Annotated in this window: 22 protein-coding genes; 17 read left to right on the top strand and 5 right to left on the bottom strand. The window is 70.3% G+C overall.

The annotated features are described in order from the left end of the window. The first annotated feature begins 46 nt into the window (after nt 1-46). Entirely contained in the window at nt 47-2,041 is a 1,995-nt protein-coding gene (gene rho, locus D0D15_RS07800; RefSeq protein WP_094006593.1) for a transcription termination factor Rho, read from the top strand. A gap of 63 nt (nt 2,042-2,104) precedes the next feature. On the opposite strand, the gene D0D15_RS07795 is transcribed toward rho, so the two are convergent. Further along, a complete protein-coding gene (locus tag D0D15_RS07795; protein ID WP_094006592.1) occupies nt 2,105-2,599 on the bottom strand; it encodes a CHAP domain-containing protein in 495 nt (164 codons plus the stop codon). A 220-nt stretch (nt 2,600-2,819) separates the two neighbouring features. Here D0D15_RS07795 and rpmE point away from each other — a divergent pair, with 220 nt between their 5' ends. After that, complete coding sequence (gene rpmE, locus D0D15_RS07790; RefSeq protein ID WP_017987296.1) at nt 2,820-3,050, top strand: 50S ribosomal protein L31; 231 nt, start codon at nt 2,820-2,822, stop codon at nt 3,048-3,050. A gap of 79 nt (nt 3,051-3,129) precedes the next feature. Continuing rightward, on the top strand, nt 3,130-4,200 hold the full coding sequence (gene prfA / locus D0D15_RS07785; protein ID WP_094006591.1) for a peptide chain release factor 1: 1,071 nt from the start codon (nt 3,130-3,132) through the stop codon (nt 4,198-4,200). Here the strand turns inward: prfA and D0D15_RS07780 are convergent. Then, nucleotides 4,194-4,931, bottom strand: a complete 738-nt coding sequence (locus D0D15_RS07780; protein WP_094006590.1) for an alpha/beta fold hydrolase — start codon at nt 4,929-4,931, stop codon at nt 4,194-4,196. The genes prfA and D0D15_RS07780 overlap by 7 nt on opposite strands. Nucleotides 4,932-4,989: 58 nt before the next feature. On the opposite strand from D0D15_RS07780, the gene D0D15_RS07775 reads away from it, so the two are divergent. The 14 genes from D0D15_RS07775 (at nt 4,990) to D0D15_RS07710 (ending at nt 16,478) form a co-directional block, all read left to right on the top strand. Continuing rightward, nucleotides 4,990-5,337 carry a MerR family transcriptional regulator gene (locus D0D15_RS07775; RefSeq protein ID WP_094006589.1) on the top strand — a complete coding sequence of 116 codons (348 nt, stop codon included), beginning with the start codon at nt 4,990-4,992 and terminating at the stop codon, nt 5,335-5,337. A 22-nt stretch (nt 5,338-5,359) separates the two neighbouring features. Continuing rightward, nucleotides 5,360-6,223, top strand: coding sequence for a peptide chain release factor N(5)-glutamine methyltransferase (prmC, locus tag D0D15_RS07770; RefSeq protein WP_094006588.1), 864 nt, complete (start codon nt 5,360-5,362; stop codon nt 6,221-6,223). Nucleotides 6,224-6,335: 112 nt separating this feature from the next. Beyond that, nucleotides 6,336-6,986, top strand: a complete 651-nt coding sequence (locus tag D0D15_RS07765) for an L-threonylcarbamoyladenylate synthase (RefSeq protein ID WP_115944331.1) — start codon at nt 6,336-6,338, stop codon at nt 6,984-6,986. Further along, nucleotides 6,986-8,146, top strand: coding sequence for a glycosyltransferase family 4 protein (locus tag D0D15_RS07760; RefSeq protein ID WP_094006586.1), 1,161 nt, complete (start codon nt 6,986-6,988; stop codon nt 8,144-8,146). The genes D0D15_RS07765 and D0D15_RS07760 overlap by 1 nt, the downstream gene beginning before the upstream one ends. Next, entirely contained in the window at nt 8,143-8,574 is a 432-nt protein-coding gene (locus D0D15_RS07755) for a Cg1360 family ATP-synthase-associated protein (protein WP_094006585.1), read from the top strand. Before D0D15_RS07760 ends, D0D15_RS07755 begins: the two co-directional genes overlap by 4 nt. A 370-nt stretch (nt 8,575-8,944) precedes the next feature. Beyond that, nucleotides 8,945-9,727 (top strand): F0F1 ATP synthase subunit A, encoded by a 783-nt coding sequence (gene atpB, locus D0D15_RS07750; RefSeq protein WP_167481469.1) that lies wholly within the window; start codon nt 8,945-8,947, stop codon nt 9,725-9,727. A gap of 63 nt (nt 9,728-9,790) precedes the next feature. After that, complete coding sequence (locus tag D0D15_RS07745; RefSeq protein ID WP_020417788.1) at nt 9,791-10,048, top strand: ATP synthase subunit c family protein; 258 nt, start codon at nt 9,791-9,793, stop codon at nt 10,046-10,048. A 29-nt stretch (nt 10,049-10,077) separates the two neighbouring features. Continuing rightward, on the top strand, nt 10,078-10,629 hold the full coding sequence (locus D0D15_RS07740) for a F0F1 ATP synthase subunit B (RefSeq protein WP_094006583.1): 552 nt from the start codon (nt 10,078-10,080) through the stop codon (nt 10,627-10,629). Nucleotides 10,630-10,640: 11 nt separating this feature from the next. Further along, nucleotides 10,641-11,459, top strand: coding sequence for a F0F1 ATP synthase subunit delta (locus D0D15_RS07735; protein ID WP_167481472.1), 819 nt, complete (start codon nt 10,641-10,643; stop codon nt 11,457-11,459). A 49-nt stretch (nt 11,460-11,508) separates the two neighbouring features. Beyond that, entirely contained in the window at nt 11,509-13,152 is a 1,644-nt protein-coding gene (atpA, locus tag D0D15_RS07730; protein ID WP_094006581.1) for a F0F1 ATP synthase subunit alpha, read from the top strand. Nucleotides 13,153-13,163: 11 nt separating this feature from the next. Further along, on the top strand, nt 13,164-14,114 hold the full coding sequence (locus D0D15_RS07725; protein WP_094006580.1) for a F0F1 ATP synthase subunit gamma: 951 nt from the start codon (nt 13,164-13,166) through the stop codon (nt 14,112-14,114). Continuing rightward, nucleotides 14,115-15,539, top strand: a complete 1,425-nt coding sequence (gene atpD, locus D0D15_RS07720; protein WP_094006579.1) for a F0F1 ATP synthase subunit beta — start codon at nt 14,115-14,117, stop codon at nt 15,537-15,539. It begins immediately after the preceding gene. Between the two features lie 114 nt (nt 15,540-15,653). Continuing rightward, on the top strand, nt 15,654-16,019 hold the full coding sequence (locus D0D15_RS07715; protein WP_094006578.1) for a F0F1 ATP synthase subunit epsilon: 366 nt from the start codon (nt 15,654-15,656) through the stop codon (nt 16,017-16,019). Between the two features lie 24 nt (nt 16,020-16,043). Next, complete coding sequence (locus tag D0D15_RS07710; RefSeq protein WP_094006577.1) at nt 16,044-16,478, top strand: DUF2550 domain-containing protein; 435 nt, start codon at nt 16,044-16,046, stop codon at nt 16,476-16,478. 1 nt (nt 16,479) lies between these two features. Here the strand turns inward: D0D15_RS07710 and D0D15_RS07705 are convergent, their stop codons facing one another. The 3 genes from D0D15_RS07705 to D0D15_RS07695 all read right to left on the bottom strand — a co-directional run bounded on the left by D0D15_RS07705 (nt 16,480) and on the right by D0D15_RS07695 (nt 19,085). After that, the gene (locus D0D15_RS07705; RefSeq protein WP_094006576.1) at nt 16,480-16,926 is read right to left on the bottom strand and encodes a protein-tyrosine phosphatase family protein; all 447 of its coding nucleotides are present in this window, start codon (nt 16,924-16,926) and stop codon (nt 16,480-16,482) included. Nucleotides 16,927-16,996: 70 nt separating this feature from the next. Then, nucleotides 16,997-17,569, bottom strand: a complete 573-nt coding sequence (locus D0D15_RS07700) for a cob(I)yrinic acid a,c-diamide adenosyltransferase (RefSeq protein WP_094006575.1) — start codon at nt 17,567-17,569, stop codon at nt 16,997-16,999. A 10-nt stretch (nt 17,570-17,579) separates the two neighbouring features. Then, entirely contained in the window at nt 17,580-19,085 is a 1,506-nt protein-coding gene (locus tag D0D15_RS07695; RefSeq protein ID WP_115944330.1) for an insulinase family protein, read from the bottom strand. Between the last annotated feature and the right edge of the window lie 66 nt (nt 19,086-19,151).

Genomic DNA, 19,151 nt, shown 5'->3' with positions numbered 1-19,151 from the left:
GTCCGCTGATCCACCTGGAGGCGTGGATCGGTCAGGAAGGACATGTGTGAGCAACACCGATCTTTTGAGCGGCGACGTGGCGGCCGCCGCGACGAACGCTGAGCCAGGGGAGAGCAACGGCACCGCCGCGCCGAAGCGCCGCAGTGGCGGCCTGTCCGGCATGGTGATCGCCGACCTGCGGGAACTCGCCACCCAGCTGGGCATCGGCGACACGAAGGGGATGCGCAAGGGCGACCTGATCGCCGCGATCCGCGAGCGCCAGGGCAAGGCCCCGCGCAAGCGCGCCGCCGACGAGACCCTGCCCCTCGACGGCATCGCCGCGAAGGTGGAGGCTCCTGCCCAGGCCGAGTCTGCCCAGACCGAGTCTGCGCAGACCAAGCCCGCCGAGAAGGCGCCCCGGCAGGCCGAGGCGCCGGCCGAGAAGCCCGCTCCGGTGGTGGAGAAGGCCGACAAGCCCGCTCCGGCCGACAAGCCCGGGAACGGCGCCGAGGCGCCCCAGCAGGCCGAGGACGGCCCGCGGCGCGAGGGCGGCGCCCGCCGTCGCCGTGGCGCGAACCGCGCCGCAGGCAGCCCGGACAACCGCGGCGGCAACGACAACCGCGGCGGCAACGACAACCGCGGCGGCGGCGACCAGCGCGAGCAGCGCGGCGGCAACGACCCGCAGCGCGGTGGCGACCAGTCCCAGCAGGGCGGTGGCGACCAGCGCAGGCAGAACAACCGGGACTCCGGCTCCGGTGGCGGCCAGTCCAAGCAGAACGCGGGCGGCGGCCAGAACTCCGGTGGCGGCCAGAACAACGCGGACGACGACGAGGGCGGCCGTCGCGGCCGCCGGTTCCGGGACCGCCGCCGCCGTGGTGGCAACCGGGGTGAGGGCGGCGCGGACACCGAGATCCGCGAGGACGACGTGCTGCTGCCGGTCGCCGGCATCCTCGACGTCCTGGACAACTACGCGTTCGTGCGCACCTCGGGCTACCTGCCCGGGCCGAACGACGTGTACGTGTCGCTGTCGCTGGTCCGCAAGCACGGCCTGCGCCGCGGTGACGCCATCACCGGTGTGGTCAAGCAGCCGCGCGAGGGCGAGCAGCAGCGCCAGAAGTTCAACCCGCTGGTGCGCGTCGACAGCGTCAACGGCCTGGACCCGGAGGAGGCCAAGCGCCGCCCCGAGTTCACCAAGCTGACCCCGCTCTACCCCAACGAGCGGCTGCGCCTGGAGACCGAACCGCACAAGCTGACCACCCGCGTGATCGACCTGGTCATGCCGGTCGGCAAGGGGCAGCGCGCCCTGATCGTGTCGCCGCCGAAGGCGGGCAAGACCACGATCATGCAGGACATCGCGAACGCGATCACCACGAACAACCCCGAGTGCCACCTGATGGTCGTTCTCGTCGACGAGCGTCCGGAAGAGGTCACCGACATGCAGCGGTCGGTGAAGGGCGAGGTCATCGCCTCGACCTTCGACCGCCCGCCGTCGGACCACACCTCGGTGGCCGAGCTGTCCATCGAGCGCGCCAAGCGCCTGGTGGAGATGGGCATGGACGTGGTGGTCCTGCTCGACTCGATCACCCGTCTGGGCCGCGCCTACAACCTGGCGGCCCCGGCGTCCGGCCGAATCCTTTCCGGTGGTGTCGACTCGACCGCGTTGTTCCCGCCGAAGCGCTTCCTCGGCGCGGCGCGCAACATCGAGAACGGCGGCTCGCTGACGATCTTCGCCACGGCGATGGTCGAGACCGGGTCCACCGGTGACACGGTGATCTTCGAGGAGTTCAAGGGCACCGGCAACGCCGAGCTCAAGCTCGACCGCAAGATCGCCGAGCGGCGCGTCTTCCCGGCGGTGGACGTCAACCCGTCCGGCACCCGCAAGGAGGAGCTGCTGCTCTCGCCGGACGAGCTGGCGGTCACGCACAAGCTGCACCGGGTCCTGCACGCGCTGGACTCGCAGCAGGCCATCGACCTGCTGCTGTCCCGCCTGCGCAAGACCAAGACCAACATCGAGTTCCTGATGCAGGTCAGCAAGACGGCTCTGGCGTCCGACGACGACTGATCGTTCGTAGCCGGCGAAACGGCCACCCTCCCCGCCGGGAAGGGTGGCCGTTTTCGCGTCGTCCTAGCGGTGCGGGACCGCCGCCGGGGTCCAGCCGCGGTAGTTGCTGTAGTAGCTGTAGCCGCCTTGGGCCTTGGTGACGTGCCCGATCTTGCCGCCGACGCTGGTCGCGTAGAAGCCGCCGGCGCCGTCGGAGATGCCGACGTGCCCGTAGGGCGAGGCGATGTTCCAGTACACGAACGCGCCCAGCGGCGGGTTGCGGTCACCGGCGTGCTTGGGGCTGGCACCGTTCCAGTGCGCGTTGGCCGAGGCCCACACCCCGGTGGTGCCGTAGGCGTTCTCCACGGCCTTCTCGCAGTAGCCCTGGTAGGCGGTGCTGCCGATGCGGGCCTTGAACCAGGCGACCGCGCCGGACGGGGTGCCGTCACCCGCGGCGAGGATCGAAACGTCGCTGCTGGGGGCTTCGGCGAGGGTGGCGGCCTGGCTCGTGAGCGGGACCACCGTGAGCGCGGCGGCCGCGAGGGCGGCGACGGCGACGGATTTGATGCTGCGGGACATCGGCTCCTCCTCACCCGGCGGGTCCGGGTCTCGGGCGAGAGCCTCCCGCGCGCCCGTACAAAACCCGTACACGTCCCGTACCCGGAATATGCGCCGCCCGGGGGGCGTTGACCTGCATGTCAGCGCGTCTGGCAGAATCAATCCGCTAACGTCCGGCTCCGGTTCACCCCACGTGTCGAAGAACGCCGCGGGGACCCGGCGGCCACCGAGAGAGGACTCCATGAAGAGCGGTATCCACCCCGAGTACGTGCCCACCACGGTCACCTGTGGTTGCGGCAACACCTTCACCACCCGCAGCACCAAGACCTCCGGTGCCATCACGGTCGAAATCTGCTCGAACTGCCACCCCTTCTACACCGGCAAGCAGAAGATCATGGACACCGGCGGCCGGGTGGCGCGCTTCGAGGCGCGCTACGGCAAGCGGGCCGGCAAGAAGGCCGACGCCAAGTAGCTTCACCACCGGCGCCCACTCCCGACCACCGGGGGTGGGCGCCGCTTTTGTGTCACCGGAACGAGAGGAAGGTGCGGTCGTGGATTCGTCCTCCCTGCACGTGCTGCTCGACGAGTACGCCGAGCTGGAGAAGCAGCTGGCGGATCCGGCCGTGCACGCCGACCAGGGCCGGGCGCGCAAACTCGGCCGCCGCTACGCCGAGCTGAGCCCGATCGTCAAGGTCATCAACGAGCTGGACCAGGCCCGGGACGACCTCGGCACGGCGCGCGAGCTGGCCGACGAGGACTCCACGTTCGCCGCCGAGGCCGAGGAGATCGCCGCGCGCATCCCGCAGCTGGAGTCCCGGCTGACGGAGCTGCTGCTGCCGCGCGACCCGTACGACGGCTCGGACGTGCTGATGGAGATCAAGTCCGGTGAGGGCGGCGAGGAGTCCGCCCTGTTCGCCGGCGACCTGCTGCGCATGTACCTGCGCTACGCGGAGCGGCACGGCTGGAAGGCCGAGGTGCTCGACGCGGTGCACTCCGACCTGGGCGGCTACAAGGACGTCACAGTCGCGGTGAAGAGCAAGGGAACGGATGCCGACGGGGTCTGGGCGCGGCTGAAGTTCGAGGGTGGCGTGCACCGCGTGCAGCGCGTCCCGGCGACCGAGTCACAGGGCCGGATCCACACCTCCGCCGCGGGCGTCCTGATCTACCCGGAGCCGGAGGAGGTCGAGGTCGAGATCGACCCGAACGACCTGCGCATCGACGTGTTCCGGTCGTCCGGCCCCGGCGGGCAGAGCGTCAACACCACCGACTCGGCCGTGCGGGTGACCCACCTGCCCACCGGGATCGTCGTGTCCTGCCAGAACGAGAAGTCGCAGATCCAGAACCGCGCGCGCGCCATCCAGGTGCTGCAGGCGCGGCTGCAGGCCATGGCGGAGGAAGAGGCCGCCGCCAAGGCCGCCGACGCCCGCAAGTCGCAGGTCCGCACGGTCGACCGCTCCGAGCGGGTGCGCACCTACAACTTCCCGGAGAACCGGATCTCCGACCACCGGGTGAACTACAAGGCGTACAACCTGGACCAGGTCCTCGACGGCGACCTCGACGCCGTGCTGGACGCGCTGGCCGCCGCCGACCGCGAGGAGCGGCTGGCCTCGGCCGGTCAGTGACGGAACTCCCGGATCCGGGCGAGCCACTCGTCGCGGGCCTCGGCCTGCATCGAGTGGCCGCTCGCGATCTCCAGGTACTCGGCCCCGGGGATCCCCTCGGCGAGGTCGCGCTGCACGTCGATCGGCACCAGGACGTCCTGGCGGGTGCCGATGACGCGTGTCGGCACGGTGACGCGGCCCAGCTCGGCGGTGGTGTCCACCGAGGCCACGAGGTCGACCAGCTCCGCCGTGCCATCCGGCACGACCACGCCGGCCACCGCTTCCTCGAGTTCGCGCGGCGTCAGGGCGTTCAGGAACTGCCCGCCGACCCCGGCGAAGGTCACGTACTTCGCCAGCAGCTCCTCGTTCCCGAGGTCGAGCAGCTCGCGCCACACCGCGAGGGCGAGCCGCATCTGGTTGGACGGCCGGGCGAACCCGGCGGTCAGCACCAGCCCGGTCACCCGCTCCGGGTGACGCGTGACGGCGCGCACCGCGACGGCCGTGCCCAGCGAGTAGCCGAGGATCGTGAAGCGCTCCACGCCGGCGTCCACCGCCGTCTGCACCAGGGCATCGGCCAGTCCGTCCAGCGACGGCCGGTCCGCCACCGGGTAGTCCCGGCCGACCACGGTGTGCGTCTGGGCGAGGTCGTCCAGGATGGGCCCGAAGTTCGCCTGGACGCTGCCGCCGGCGCCGTGGGCGAGCAGCAGGCCGGGACCGGATCCGCGGACGACGGGTGCGAAATGTTCGGTCATGCCGCGACGTTAGGTTTTGACATCGGTGTGAAGGTCAACGTCGAGTGAGCGAGGTCGCATGCGGATCGGGGAGTTGTCCGTTCGGACCGGCGTGAGCCAGCGGTTGCTGCGGTACTACGAGGAGCAGGGGCTGCTGAGCACGCAGCGGGACACCAACGGCTACCGCGTCTACGACGACGACGCGGTGATCACCGTGCGGCAGATCCGCGCCTTGCTGGCCGCGGGGTTGTCGACGTGCGTGATCCGGAAGCTGCTGCCGTGCGCGCGGGGGGAGAAGCCGGAACTGGACATGTGCCCCGAAGTGGTGAGCACGCTCCGTGAGCAGCTGGACGCCCTGGACGAGCGCATCGACGATCTGCGTCAGACGCGCGGTGCGCTCGCGGCATACGTCCCCACCGCCGGCTGACGGCTGTGGAAAAGTTGGGAGCGTGAAGCGGCAACCGTTGCGACTGGCGATCCTCGAGGCGATGCGCATCCTGGAGGAGGCGGGCGTGGCGTCTCCGCGCGCCGACGCCGAGCTGATCGCCGCCCACGTGCTGGGTGTCGAGCGCGGTCGCCTGCCGCTGGTGCCGCTCGTCGACCCGCCGGTGGTGGAGGCGATCGGCAAGCTGGTCGCCCAGCGCGCGAAGCGGGTGCCGCTGCAGCACCTCACCGGGTGGGCCGGGTTCGCCGGGATCACGCTGGACGTCGGCCCCGGGGTGTTCATCCCGCGGCCGGAGACGGAGCTGCTGGTCGAGTGGGGGTTGCGGCACATCCACGGGCGCGAGTACCCGGTGGTGGTGGACCTGTGCACCGGGTCGGGGGCGCTGGCGCTGGCGATCGCGCACGAGCGGCCGGACGCGGTGGTGTACGCCGTGGACATCGACCCGAACGCGCTGGCGTGGGCGCGGCACAACGCGGACAAGCAGGCGGCGGCGGGGGACACCCCGATCCGCCTGTACTCCGGGGACGTCGGCGACAACACCATCTTCGCGGAGCTGGACGGCCTGGTGGACCTGGTGGTGTGCAACCCGCCGTACGTCCCCCCGGGCGGCGACCTGCCGCCCGAGGTGGTCGACTTCGACCCGCCGCAAGCGGTCTTCGCCCCCGACGGCGGCCTGGCGGTGGTCCGGCAAGCCGTGGCGACCGCCTGCAGGCTCCTCAAGCCCGGCGGCGGACTGGCCATCGAACACGACGACACCCACGGCTCGGCCGCCCCGGCGCTGGTGGCGTCGCGGAAGGTGCTGACGGAGGTCCAGGACCACCGCGACCTCGCCGGACGCCCCCGTTTCGTGACAGCACTACGCGGCTGAACCCCAGCGCGGCCCCCTCCTGACTCGGGTCGTCCTCACTGCGCCACGACGGCCGGAGCGTGACCGCCACCCGCAACCGAGCCGTTACACGCTTCGGAATAGTCTTCACCCCATGAGCGCGGTGTACGACTGCAGCCGTCCGGAGACGCGGGCCGAGGGGCTGGCCGCGGCGGCGAGCGCGGTCCGTTCGGGGCGGCTGGTCGTGCTGCCCACGGACACGGTGTACGGCATCGGGGCGGACGCGTTCGACTCGGCCGCCGTGCGCGCGCTGCTGCGGGCGAAGAACCGCGGTCCCGACCTGCCCGTCGGCGTCCTGGTCGGTTCCTGGTCCACAATAGACGGTCTGGTCCTCGGGGTGCCGCCGCAGGCACGCGCCCTCATCGAGGCCTTCTGGCCCGGTGATCTGTCCATTGTGCTCTCGCACGCGCCGAGCCTGCGCTGGGACCTGGGCACCACCCGCGGCACCGTCATGCTGCGGATGCCGCTGCACCCGGTCGCGCTGGAGCTGCTGCGCGAGGTCGGCCCGATGGCCGTCTCCAGCGCCAACGTCGCCGGACGGCCCGCCGCGGCCGACGCGGAGGAGGCGCGGGAACAGCTCGGCGAGTCCGTGTCGGTCTACCTCGACGCCGGGCCCAGCCGGGAGGCGCTGCCCTCGTCCGTCGTCGACCTGACCGGGGACGAGCCCGTCCTGCTGCGGGCCGGCGCAGTGAGCGCCGAAGCGGTGAGCGAGGTGCTCGGCGCACCGGTGAAGACCGCGGCCTGATGACCCCCGTAACCACCGCCGGCCTCCCGATCCGGGAGTACATCCTCGTCGGCCTGATCGCCGCGACCCTGACGTTCCTGCTCACCGGCGTCATCCGGCGCCTGGCGATCCGCCTCGGCGCGATCGCCAACCCGCGCGCCCGCGACGTGCACGTCATCCCGATCCCGCGGATGGGTGGCGTCGGCATGTACCTGGGCGTCGTCGGCGGCATGGCGATGGCCCACCAGCTGCCGGTGCTGCGCCGCGCGTTCGACTTCTCCCTCGACCCGGTCGGCGTCCTCATCGGCGGCGGCGTCATCGTGCTCATCGGCGCGCTGGACGACCGCTTCGAGATCGACGCCTGGACCAAGCTCGCCGGCCAGGTCATGTGCGCCGGCATCCTGGTCATCTTCGGCGTGCAGTGGAACGTCTTCTGGGTGCCCTGGGGCGGCAACGGCGACGCGCTCGGCTCGGTCGTCACCCTGGACAACAACCAGGGCGGGCTGCTGATGGTGCTGCTCGTGGTGGTGCTGGTCAACGCGCTGAACTTCGTCGACGGGCTGGACGGCCTGGCCGCCGGGCTGGGCTTCATCGCCGCGGCCGCGACCTGTGCGTTCTCGCTCGGCCTGCTCAACTCGCAGGGCGGCGACGTCGGCGTCTACCCGCCCGCGCTGATCGCCGCCACGCTGGCCGGCGCGTGCCTGGGCTTCCTGCCGCACAACTTCCAGCCCGCGAAGATCTTCATGGGCGACTCCGGTTCGATGATGATCGGCCTGATGCTGGCCGGCGCTACCACCTCGGCCTCCGGGAAGATCAACTACACCCGGTTCGGCGGCTCCGACGCGCTGGCGCTGCTGTCGCCGCTGCTGGTCGTCGTCGCGGTGCTGTTCCTGCCGGTCCTCGACCTGCTGATGGCCGTCATCCGGCGCACCCGGCGCGGCGAGAGCCCGTTCGCGGCGGACAAGATGCACCTGCACCACCGCCTGCTGGAGATCGGCCACTCGCAGCGCCGCGCGGTGCTGCTGATCTACCTGTGGGCGGGCCTGCTCGGCTTCGGCGCGGTCTCGGTGACGCTGTTCGACACGACGGCGGTACTCTGGATTGTCGGCGCGGGCCTCGTCCTCGCCGCGATCGTGTCCGTCATTCCGCGTCTGAGGTCGCGGAACCAGGGAGTGTCATGACCGACAAGACCGAGAACCCGCACGCGCAGTCGGTGCTCAAGCTGGCCGACGCGATGCTGCGCTTCGCGCTGTGGCCGGCGCTGGCCACGGTGGTGATCGGCGTGGTCGTCTCGACGATCCTGTCCGGGGTCCCCGGCCTGCTCGGCTCGCTGGTCGGCGGTGTCATCGCCTTCGCGTCGTCCCTGGTCACGCTGTTCATGATGCGCAAGTCCGCCGCGCTCGACCCGTTCATGGTGATGGCCGTGGCGATCGGCGGCTACATCCTCAAGGTGCTGGTCCTGTTCGGCGTCATGACCGCCCTCAGGGGCGTGGACTCCTTCAACCGCTACGCGCTCGCGTTCACCACGCTGGCGGTCATCCTGGTGTGGGCCGCGGCGGAGTTCCTGGCGTTCCGCAAGACCAAGATCCCGACGATCATCCCGGGCTGACCTCCCGCAGGTCAGCGCCGGATTCCGGCGATCACGCGGCGGGTGGGGACTCAATTAGGAGTACGCCCGTACGGTGTCGATTTACCGGCTGGTATCGTCCGGATCGTGGAGGTGGGCTCCGGGCCGCGCTCCCGATGTGGAACCCCGACCGGCAACGTGGCGATCGAGACGGATGGCCCCTGAGCCGGGTGGGCCGATTCTGCCGTCGGAGATCGTAGTACCGAAACCCCCAAGTGGCTGAAAGTACACGCGGTGTTCACTCAGGGGATCCGCCTCCAACCACCCGAAACGTATCGGGTACGTTAAGTCCAGATCGTGACGATTCCCCCGGCGGAGTGAACGCCGGCCGGGAGAACCGGAAGGAGCCCAGTTGGGCGCGCTGGTATTGGCCGAGGGCGACACGTTCGCGCCCCCGGGTGCCGGAGACTTCGACCTGCCGCCGATCTTCCTCGGCGTCTCCAAGCCGATGATCCTCGTCGTGCTGTCGGTGATCATCATCGCGGCTTTCTTCCTGCTGACCTCGCGCAAGCTGAAGGTCGTGCCGGGCAAGGCGCAGTTCGCCGCGGAGTACGTCTACGACTTCGCGCGCAACGGCATCGCGCGTGAGCAGATCGGGTCGAAGGACTTCAAGCCGTTCATCCCGCTGGTGCTGACGCTGTTCAGCTTCGTGCTGATCAACAACCTGTTCGGGATCATCCCGATCGTCCAGTTCCCGACGTTCTCGCACATCGGTTTCCCGATCGCGCTGTCGCTGCTGGTGGTCTACCCGGTGTACCACTACGTCGGGTTCAAGCGGCACGGCTTCGTGGGCTACCTCAAGCACGCGACCGTCCCGCCGGGTGCGCCCGGCCCGATCTACATCCTGCTGACGCCGATCGAGTTCCTGCAGAAGTTCGTCCTCAACCCGCTCACGCTGGCGGTCCGGGTGTTCGCCGCGATGTTCGCCGGCCACCTGATCCTGCTGGTGTTCACGCTCGCGGGTGAGTTCCTGCTGCTCCACGCGGGCGGGGTCTTCAAGCCCATCTCGCTGGTCTCGTGGGCGTTCGCCATCCTGATGACCTTCGTGGAAGCGCTGATCCAGGTGATCCAGGCGTATGTGTTCGCCGTTCTCTCGGCGAACTACATCGGCGCCGCGCTCGCCGAAGACCACTAGAAGAAAACGAACCGAAAAGCCCCCGATCCGCGTGGTAGCGGACCGAGTGAAAGGGAAACGCAAGTGAGCAACATCGTTCTTGCCCAGGCCGCTGAGACCGCTGTCAACCTCAACCCGGGTCTCGCCGCCATCGGCTACGGTCTGGGCGCGATCGGCCCGGGCATCGGTGTGGGTCTGATCTGGGCCGCCGTCATCAACGGCACCGCCCGTCAGCCGGAGGCCCAGGGCAAGCTCATGGGTATCGCCTGGACCACCTTCGTGCTTACCGAGGTGCTCGCCCTGATCGGTCTGGTCGTCTACTTCATCGCCTCCGCCGCCTGAGTTAACCGCTCACCGCTGAAGGAGTCGTTGTGGTGAAGACCCAGATCGTGCTGGCTGCGGAAGCGCCGAACCCGGTGCTGCCGCACCTCAGCGAGATCATCCTCGGCCTGGTGGCCTTCCTGATCCTGCTGTGGCTGCTCAAGAAGTTCGCCGTGCCCCGCTTCGAGAAGATGTACGAGGAGCGCACGGCGGCCATCGAGGGTGGCATCGCCAAGGCGGAGAAGGCGCAGGCCGAAGCCGAAGAGGCGCTCGCGAAGTACCAGGCACAGCTCAAGGACGCCTACTCCGAGGCCGCCAAGATCCGCGACGACGCTCGCCTCGAGGCGGAGCGGATCAAGGAGGAGCTGCGGGCCGAGGCCCAGGACGAGGCCGCCCGGATCATCGCCCAGGGCCACGCCGCGCTGCAGGCCCAGAAGGCACAGATCGTCACGGAGCTGCGCAACGAGCTGGGCCGCAACTCGATCGAGCTGGCGAGCCGGATCGTCGGGGAGCACCTCGAGGACGAGGTCCGTCGCCGTGGCACGGTCGACCGGTTCCTCGCCGAGCTCGGCAGCAGCGCCGGTAACGGAGCAGGAAAGTAGCCCAGATGACGCTGACGCTGCACGCCGCGAGCCGCGAAGCGCTCGCCTCCGCCGAGACCCGGCTCGCCGAGGTCACCGGCGAGGCCGGCGCCGACCCGGCCGCTCTCGGCAATGAACTGCTGGCCGTGGTCGACCTGCTCGGCAGGGAGATCGGCCTGCGCCGTGCGGTCGCCGACGCCTCGTCCGACCCGGGCGCCCGCACCCGGCTGGTCCGCTCGGTGCTGGCCGGCAAGGTGTCCGAGCAGACCCTGCGCGTGCTCGACGCCGTGGTCGCGGCACGCTGGTCCAGCCCGCGGGAACTGCTCGACGGGACGGAGTCGCTCGGCCGGCACGCGCTGCTGACCAGTGCGGAAAAGGCCGGGAAGCTGGACGCCGTCGAGGACCAGTTGTTCCGGATCGCCCGTATCGTGGGAAGCAACCCGGAGCTGGAGCAGACGCTGTCCGACCAGACGGCACCCGGTGACGCGAAGCGCAGGCTGCTGCGCGACCTGCTGCAGGGCAAGGTGGACGACATCACCCTGGCCCTGGCCGAGCAGGTCGTCGGCCGGTCGGCGGGTCGCAGCGTCGGGATCAAGCTGGACGAGCTGGTCCAGCTGGCCGCGGAGCGCCGCGAGCGCTCGGTCGCGTACGTCACGAGCGCGAGCGAGCTGTCCGCGGAGCAGCGGGAGCGGCTGGCCGAGCAGCTGCGCCGGATCTACGGGCGGCCGATCGGGCTGCACGTCGAGATCGACGCCCGCCTCGGTGGCGGGCTCGTCGTCCGGGTGGGCGACGAGGTCATCGACGGCAGCACCGCCGGCCGGATCGCCGAGCTGCGCAGGCAGCTGGCCTGACACCACACAAGACTTTGCACACCTGCAGGAACGAGAGAGCGGGAACGACATGGCGGAGCTGACGATCTCCTCGGACGAGATCCGTAGCGCGATCGAGAACTACGTCTCGAGTTACTCACCCGAAGTCAACCGGGAAGAGGTCGGCGTCGTCGTGGACACCGGCGACGGCGTTGCCCACGTCGAGGGTCTGCCCTCGACCATGGCCAACGAGCTGCTGGAGTTCCCCGGCGGCATCCTCGGTGTGGCGCAGAACCTGGAGCCGCGCCGGATCGGTGTCGTCATCCTCGGTAACTACGAGAAGATCGAAGAGGGTCAGGAGGTCAAGCGCACCGGCCAGATCCTCTCGATCCCGGTCGGCGAGGCCTTCCTGGGCCGCGTCATCGACCCGCTCGGCAAGCCGATCGACGGCCTCGGCGACATCGTGGCCGAGGACCGGCGCGCGCTGGAGCTGCAGGCCGCCTCGGTCGTGCAGCGCCAGCCGGTGTCCGAGCCGCTGCAGACCGGCATCACCGCGATCGACGCGATGACCCCGATCGGCCGCGGCCAGCGCCAGCTGATCATCGGTGACCGCAAGACCGGCAAGACCGCGGTCTGCGTCGACACGATCATCAACCAGAAGGCCAACTGGGCGACCGGCGACCCGAACAAGCAGGTCCGCTGCATCTACGTCGCGATCGGCCAGAAGGGCTCCACCATCGCCGGTGTCCGCAAGTCCCTCGAGGACGCGGGCGCGCTGGAGTACACCACCATCGTCGCGGCCCCCGCGTCGGACTCCGCCGGCTTCAAGTGGCTGGCCCCCTACACCGGGTCGGCGCTCGGCCAGCACTGGATGTACCAGGGCAAGCACGTCCTGATCGTGTTCGACGACCTGTCCAAGCAGGCCGACGCCTACCGCGCGCTCTCGCTGCTGCTGCGCCGCCCGCCGGGCCGCGAGGCGTTCCCCGGCGACGTCTTCTACTTGCACTCCCGGCTGCTCGAGCGCTGCGCGAAGCTGTCGGACGAGCTGGGTGGCGGCTCGCTGACCGGTCTGCCGGTCATCGAGACCAAGGCCAACGACATCTCGGCCTACATCCCCACCAACGTCATCTCGATCACCGACGGGCAGTGCTTCTTCCAGTCCGACCTGTTCAACTCGGGTCAGCGCCCCGCGGTCGACGTGACCACCTCGGTTTCCCGGGTCGGTGGTGACGCGCAGATCAAGGCGATGAAGACGGTGTCCGGTTCGCTGCGGATCGACCTGTCCCAGTACCAGGAGCTGCAGGCGTTCGCCGCCTTCGCCTCCGACCTGGACCCGACCTCGCGTGCCCAGCTGGACCGCGGTGCCCGCCTGTACGAGGTGCTCAAGCAGCCCCAGTACTCGCCGATCCCGGTCGAGCAGCAGGTCATCACCGTGTACCTGGGCACCAAGGGTCACTTCGACGACGTGCCGGTGGAGGACGTGGCCCGGTTCAACTCCGAGCTGCTGGAGAACATCCGCCACAAGCACGACGACATCCTCGCCGAGATCCGCGACAAGGGTAAGTGGACCGACGAGCTCGCCGAGCGCGTCGCCGCCGCCACCGCCGAGTTCAAGAAGGGCTTCACCACCTCTTCGGGTGAGCAGCTCGTGAACGAGGCCGAGGCCGAGGCGATGGACGCCGACAAGGTCGGGCAGGAGACCGTCAAGGTCAACAAGCCCGCCCCGACGAAGTGACCGGATAGCTCATGGCGCAACTTCGCGAGCTCCGGGCAAAGATCCGGGCGACGAAATCGATCGGCAAGATCACCAAGGCGATGGAACTGATCGCCACCTCGCGGATCGGCCGTGCCCAGGCACGGGTCGAGGCTTCGCGCCCGTACGCCGAGGAGATCACCAAGGTGCTCTCCGCCCTGGCGAGCGGGGCCGCGAGCCTCGACGACCCGTTCCTCGTCGAGCGGCCCAACCCGAAGCGGGCGGCCGTGCTGGTGGTGACCAGTGACAAGGGCCTGTGCGGTGGTTACAACACCAACGTGCTGCGGGCCACCGAGGAGCTGCTCTCGCTGCTGCGCTCGGAGGGCAAGGAGCCCCAGGTCTACGTCATCGGCGGCAAGGGCCTGAACTACTACCGGTTCCGCAACCGCGAGGTCGTCGACAGCTGGACCGGGTTCTCCGACCAGCCGCACTACGAGAACGCCGCCGCCGCGGGCGAGACGCTGACCAAGGCGTTCCTCGCCGGCGCGGACGACGACGCGAACGGCCCGGGCGAGGACGGCATCCTGGGCGTGGACGAGGTGCACATCGTGTACACCGAGTTCAAGTCGATGCTGACCCAGACCCCGGTCGCCAGGCGGATGGCGCCGCTCGAGGTCGAGTACGTGGAAGACGGCGCGGAGGGCACCGCTCAGTCCGGCGAGATCCTCCCGGCGTACGAGTTCGAGCCCAGCGCGGACCGGCTGCTGTCGGCCCTGCTGCCGAAGTACATCAACACGCGGATCTTTTCGGCTCTGCTCGAGTCGGCCGCTTCCGAGCTGGCCGCCCGGCGCACCGCCATGAAGTCGGCGTCGGACAACGCCAGCGAGCTGGTGGAGACCTACACCCGGCTGGCCAACCAGGCGCGACAGGCCCAGATCACGCAGGAGATCAGCGAAATCGTCGGTGGGGCCGATGCGCTCGCCGCTGTAGGAAGTGATGAGTAGATGACCACCACTGAAACCCGGACCAAGGGCCGGATCGTCTCGGTGACCGGCCCGGTCGTCGACGTGGAGTTCCCGCGCGGCGCCGTGCCCGAGCTGTTCAACGCGCTGAAGGTCGAGGTCGAGTTCGAGCAGCTGCGCAAGACGGTCACCCTCGAGGTCGCGCAGCACCTCGGCGACAACCTCGTTCGCACGATCTCGCTCGCCCCGCAGGACGGTCTCGTCCGCGGCGCCGAGGTGATCAACACCGGCGCGCCGATCTCGGTGCCGGTCGGCGACGAGGTCAAGGGCCACGTCTACAACGCGCTGGGCGACTGCCTCGACCAGCCGGGCTACGGCGCGGACCTGGAGCGCTGGAGCATCCACCGCAAGCCGCCGGCGTTCGACCAGCTCGAGGGCAAGACCCAGATGCTGGAGACCGGCCTCAAGGTCATCGACCTGCTCACCCCGTACGTGCAGGGTGGCAAGATCGGCCTGTTCGGCGGCGCCGGCGTGGGCAAGACGGTGCTGATCAAGGAAATGATCACCCGTGTCGCCAAGAACTTCGGTGGCACCTCGGTGTTCGCCGGCGTCGGCGAGCGCACCCGTGAGGGCACCGACCTGTTCCTGGAGATGAGCGAGGACGGCGTCATCAACGACACCGCGCTCGTCTTCGGCCAGATGGACGAGCCGCCGGGCACCCGTATGCGGGTCGCGCTGTCCGCGCTGACGATGGCGGAGTACTTCCGCGACGTCAAGAACCAGGACGTGCTGCTGTTCATCGACAACATCTTCCGGTTCACCCAGGCCGGTTCCGAGGTGTCGACCCTGCTGGGCCGCATGCCCTCGGCCGTGGGTTACCAGCCGACGCTGGCCGACGAGATGGGTGAGCTGCAGGAGCGGATCACCTCGACCAAGGGCCGTTCGATCACCTCGATGCAGGCGATCTACGTGCCGGCGGACGACTACACCGACCCGGCCCCGGCCACCACGTTCGCCCACCTGGACGCCACCACCGAGCTGTCGCGGTCGGTGTTCCAGAAGGGCATCTTCCCGGCCGTGGACCCGCTGGCCTCCACCTCGACGATCCTCGACCCGGCCATCGTCGGCGAGGACCACTACCGGGTGGCGTCCGAGGTCATCCGGATCCTGCAGAAGTACAAGGAGCTGCAGGACATCATCGCCATCCTCGGTATGGACGAGCTGTCCGAAGAGGACAAGCTGACCGTGCAGCGGGCCCGCCGCATCGAGCGGTTCCTGTCGCAGAACATGCTGGTCGCCGAGACCTTCACCGGCCAGCCGGGCTCGACCGTGCCGCGCGCGGAGACCGTCGAGGCGTTCGACAAGATCACCAAGGGTGAGTTCGACCACTACCCGGAGCAGGCGTTCCTGGGCATCGGTGGCCTCGAGGACCTCGAGAAGAAGTACAAGGAACTCACCGGCAAGTGATGTCGGGACGACGGCGGGGCGGGTGTCCTTTAAGGACTCTCACCCCGCCGTTGTCGTAACCGGTCGCGAACCTATTAGACTGCGCTCATCGGCGCGGGAACGAAGGAGAACCACGTGGCTGAGATGACCGTCGAGCTTGTCGCCGTCGAGCGCCGTCTCTGGTCCGGCCAGGCGACGTTCGTGGTCGCGCAGACCACTGAGGGTGAGATCGGCCTGATGCCGGGTCACGAACCGGTACTCGGTCAGCTCGTCGAGGGTGGGGTCGTCAAGGTGACGACCACGGACGGTGAGACCGTCCGCGCCGCGGTCCACGGTGGCTTCCTGTCCGTGACCGCCGAGCGGGTGAGCGTGCTCGCCGAGACCGCGGAGCTGGCCGACGAGATCGACGTCGAGGCCGCCCGGTCCGCGCTGAGCGCCGAGGACGAGGCGGAGCGCGCCAGAGCGACCGCCCGGCTCCGCGCGGCCGGTCAGTCGGTCTGATCCGGCGACGAGCAGGAGCCGGCCGTGGAAATCACCCTCGTTGTCCTGGTCGTCCTGCTCGGTCTTGCCGTCGTCGCGTTCTGGTACAGCTTCCGCTGGGGGCGGATGCGTCGCCAGGGCGGGGTGAGCGTCGCGTTGCGGTGGGATCCGGACAACGCGCGCGCCGGCTGGCACCTGGGCCTGGGGCGTTACGAGGGTGAGGTGTTCGCCTGGTACCGGGTGTGGAGCCTGCGCACCGGCCCGGACCGGGTGTTCGAACGCGAGACGTTGATGATCGCCGACCGCCGCGATCCGATCGGCACCGAGGCCTACGCGGTGCCCTCGGACGCGACGGTCCTGCGCTGCGAGTCGGCGGTCCAGGAGCCCATCGAGATCGCGATGGGGCCGGACGCGCTGACCGGTTTCCTGTCCTGGCTGGAGTCCGCTCCGCCGGGACGCCAGGTGCCGAGAGCTTCCTGATTCAGCCTGGGGTGAACCGGCGCACCCAGCGGCGTTGCCCCGGCGTTTCGACCGCCCGGGGGTGGTGGTGCTGCCGTGTCCAGGCGACGGCCTCGGCGGGGTCGACGCCGCTCAGAACGGCGAGGCAGGCGATGACCGTGCCGGTCCGCCCGACCCCGCCGGCACAGGCGACCTCGACGGCTTCGCCCGCGCGCGCCCGCTCGTGCAGGGCGCGGATTTCCCGGACGGCGGCGTTCTCGTCGCGGGGCAGCCGGAAGTCCGGCCAGTCCAGCCAGGTGTGCGGCCACCCGAGGCCGGCGTCGTGCTCGCGACGCAGCCGCGCGGAGCCCAGGTAGAGGCCGAATCGGGGCGCGGGGCCGGTGGGCTGGGGGCGGCGCAGGCCGCGCCCGCGGACCCAGGACCCGTCCGGCAGCCGGATGCTTCCCGGCAGCGGTGTGTTGTCGCTCATGGCACGAACCTAGATCGCCGCGCGGGTGGCGGGTATGAGGATGTCCGCATGCCGGCCCGGGGTGAACCGATCAGGCCTCGCCGCCGGGTTTCCACAGCACGTCGCCCTCGGGGTTGGCCAGGCGGGCCAGGATGAAGAGCAGGTCGGACAGCCGGTTGAGGTACTTGACCGCCAGCGTGTTCGTCCGGTCCGGGTCGGCCTCCACCAGCGCCCACCCCGCCCGCTCGGCCCGGCGGCTCACCGTGCGCGCCTGGTGCAGGAACGCCGCGCCCGGGGTGCCGCCCGGCAGGATGAACGACGTCAGCTTCGGCAGGCGCTCGTTGAACGCATCGCACCAGCCCTCCAGCCGTTCGATGTAGGCCTCGGTGATGCGCAGCGGGGGGAACTCCGGATCGGGCACCACCGGCGAGCACAGGTCCGCCCCGACGTCGAACAGGTCGTTCTGCACGCGGCGCAGCACCACCGCGATCTCCTCGTCGAGACCGCCCATCGCGAGCGCCAGCCCGACCACCGAGTTCGTCTCGTCGACGTCGGCGTAGGCGGCCAGCCGCGGGTCGGTCTTCGGCACGCGTGAGCCGTCCCCGAGCGCGGTCGTGCCGTTGTCGCCGACCCTGGTGTACACGCGGTTGATCCGTACCGGCATACCGAGCACCTTACGACTGCTCGAACAGCCGCATGGCCTCCGGAGCCTCGAAACACACCCCGGAATCGATTCGCGCCCGCAGGTCCCGCACCAGCGCCCGGCCGCCGCGCCAGTCGCCGGGGCGCACGGTGATCGCCCCGCCGTGCGTGCCGAACAGGTGCAGGATCGGCAGCTGCCCGTCGGTGTGCTCGATGCCGACCCCGGCGAGGTCGTCGAACCGCACGACGGCCGCGGGCGACGGGTTCTGCCCGAAGTACGTGGACAGACCCTCCTCGCCCACCACGAGCCGGTAGCCGCGCGGCGCGGTCGACCCGACCAGCGCCCGCTTCATCTCCCGCCCCGGCGGCGCGGGCAGCGGGCTGCCGGGCAGTTCCGGCAGGTCCCGCGGCACGTGCTGCTCCGGCGCGCACAGCACCAGCCGCCCGGCCAGGTCCCGCGCGGCCGCCGCGACCGCCGCCGGATCGAGCCCGGCCAGCACCCGCTGCTGGTGCTCGGCCGCCGACGGCCACCCGGTCAGCTCGCTCATCGCCGCGTCGAACGCCCGGTAGACGGCGAAGTCCCGCTCGGCGACCTCCTCGGCGAGCCCGGCCCGGTCGACCGCCAGCTCCTCCTCGGTCGGTCCGCCGCGGCCCAGCTCGGCCAGCTCGGTGCGGATCGCGTCGACGACCCGGGCGGCCTGCTTGTCCGGCACGTCGGTGCCGAACCCCAGGACGGCGCGTCGGGCGTCCACCATCTGGTGGTCGAAGGCGATGTCGTAGACCAGGCCCTCGAGGTGCCGCAGCCGGTCGGTGAGCCGGTGGATGAGGACCCCGGCCGCGCACGCGGTCTCCGCGGTCCAGTCGACCAGCGCGCAGCCCACCACGCCGTTGGGGATGCTCGTCTGCGCGGGGGTGGGCAGGTCGAACGGCGCGGCGGTCACCGGCTGCCGCGGCGGGCCGTCGGGCAGGGGGAGCGTCAGACCGGCCGGGGGAGGGCCGGACAGCACGAGCGCGGCGTTGCCGCGGTGGAACCAGCGCGCGCACCACTCACGCGCCTGCTGCGGACCGGCGTGGACGGCGGCGAGCTGGACGTTGCCGGCCAGGCCGAACGCGCGGTTGCCGAACCACAGCCCGGACGGCAGCCACGCGGTCACGCCGGGACCCTCGTTGCCGCGCTCCTCGGCCAGCAGCACGCCCCGCTCCAGCCGCAGCGGCCCGGTGTCCAGGTCCGCCAGGGACTCGCACACGCGCCGCAGGTGCTCCGCGACGGTCTCCGGGGTGCTGGTGACGTCGAAACTGGTGTGCAGGACCTCGGTCGAGGCGTTGTTCTCGTAGCGGCTCGTGCGCACCCGCCGCATGGCCAGGTGCTCGACGAGGTGCGTGATCCCCGTCTCCAGGAACGACTCGTGGGCGAGGCCGACCCCGAACAGCAGGCTCGCGCTGAGCCGGCCGGGCTGGTCGGTCCAGAAGACCGGCACGCCGTCGATCTCCGCCCGCTGCACCTCGGGCAGGGACGGCGGCGCCGGTGGGGTCAACATTTCGCTCAAGGTACCCCCAGTCAGTGGGCCATCCGGGCGCGTAATCGCCGTGAGAGGCCACAGTGT

Origin of the sequence: Amycolatopsis thermalba (assembly GCF_003385215.1) — a bacterium.
GTDB classification, from domain to species: Bacteria; Actinomycetota; Actinomycetes; order Mycobacteriales; family Pseudonocardiaceae; genus Amycolatopsis_E; species Amycolatopsis_E thermalba.
The sequence above is the reverse complement of the archived record's forward strand: the minus strand, read 5'-3'. Positions and strand labels throughout refer to the sequence as shown.

Bases quoted from the DNA above. Each gene is read 5' to 3' on its own strand.
- D0D15_RS07695 (WP_115944330.1), bottom strand. From the start codon at position 19,085: ATGTTGACCCCACCGGCGCCGCCGTCCCTGCCCGAGGTGCAGCGGGCG.
- atpD (WP_094006579.1), top strand. From the start codon at position 14,115: ATGACCACCACTGAAACCCGGACCAAGGGCCGGATCGTCTCGGTGACC.
- D0D15_RS07760 (WP_094006586.1), top strand. From the start codon at position 6,986: ATGACCCCCGTAACCACCGCCGGCCTCCCGATCCGGGAGTACATCCTC.
- D0D15_RS07795 (WP_094006592.1), bottom strand. From the start codon at position 2,599: ATGTCCCGCAGCATCAAATCCGTCGCCGTCGCCGCCCTCGCGGCCGCC.
- D0D15_RS07780 (WP_094006590.1), bottom strand. From the start codon at position 4,931: ATGACCGAACATTTCGCACCCGTCGTCCGCGGATCCGGTCCCGGCCTG.
- D0D15_RS07755 (WP_094006585.1), top strand. From the start codon at position 8,143: ATGACCGACAAGACCGAGAACCCGCACGCGCAGTCGGTGCTCAAGCTG.
- atpA (WP_094006581.1), top strand. From the start codon at position 11,509: ATGGCGGAGCTGACGATCTCCTCGGACGAGATCCGTAGCGCGATCGAG.
- D0D15_RS07725 (WP_094006580.1), top strand. From the start codon at position 13,164: ATGGCGCAACTTCGCGAGCTCCGGGCAAAGATCCGGGCGACGAAATCG.
- D0D15_RS07700 (WP_094006575.1), bottom strand. From the start codon at position 17,569: ATGCCGGTACGGATCAACCGCGTGTACACCAGGGTCGGCGACAACGGC.
- D0D15_RS07705 (WP_094006576.1), bottom strand. From the start codon at position 16,926: ATGAGCGACAACACACCGCTGCCGGGAAGCATCCGGCTGCCGGACGGG.
- D0D15_RS07775 (WP_094006589.1), top strand. From the start codon at position 4,990: ATGCGGATCGGGGAGTTGTCCGTTCGGACCGGCGTGAGCCAGCGGTTG.
- rpmE (WP_017987296.1), top strand. From the start codon at position 2,820: ATGAAGAGCGGTATCCACCCCGAGTACGTGCCCACCACGGTCACCTGT.
- D0D15_RS07765 (WP_115944331.1), top strand. From the start codon at position 6,336: ATGAGCGCGGTGTACGACTGCAGCCGTCCGGAGACGCGGGCCGAGGGG.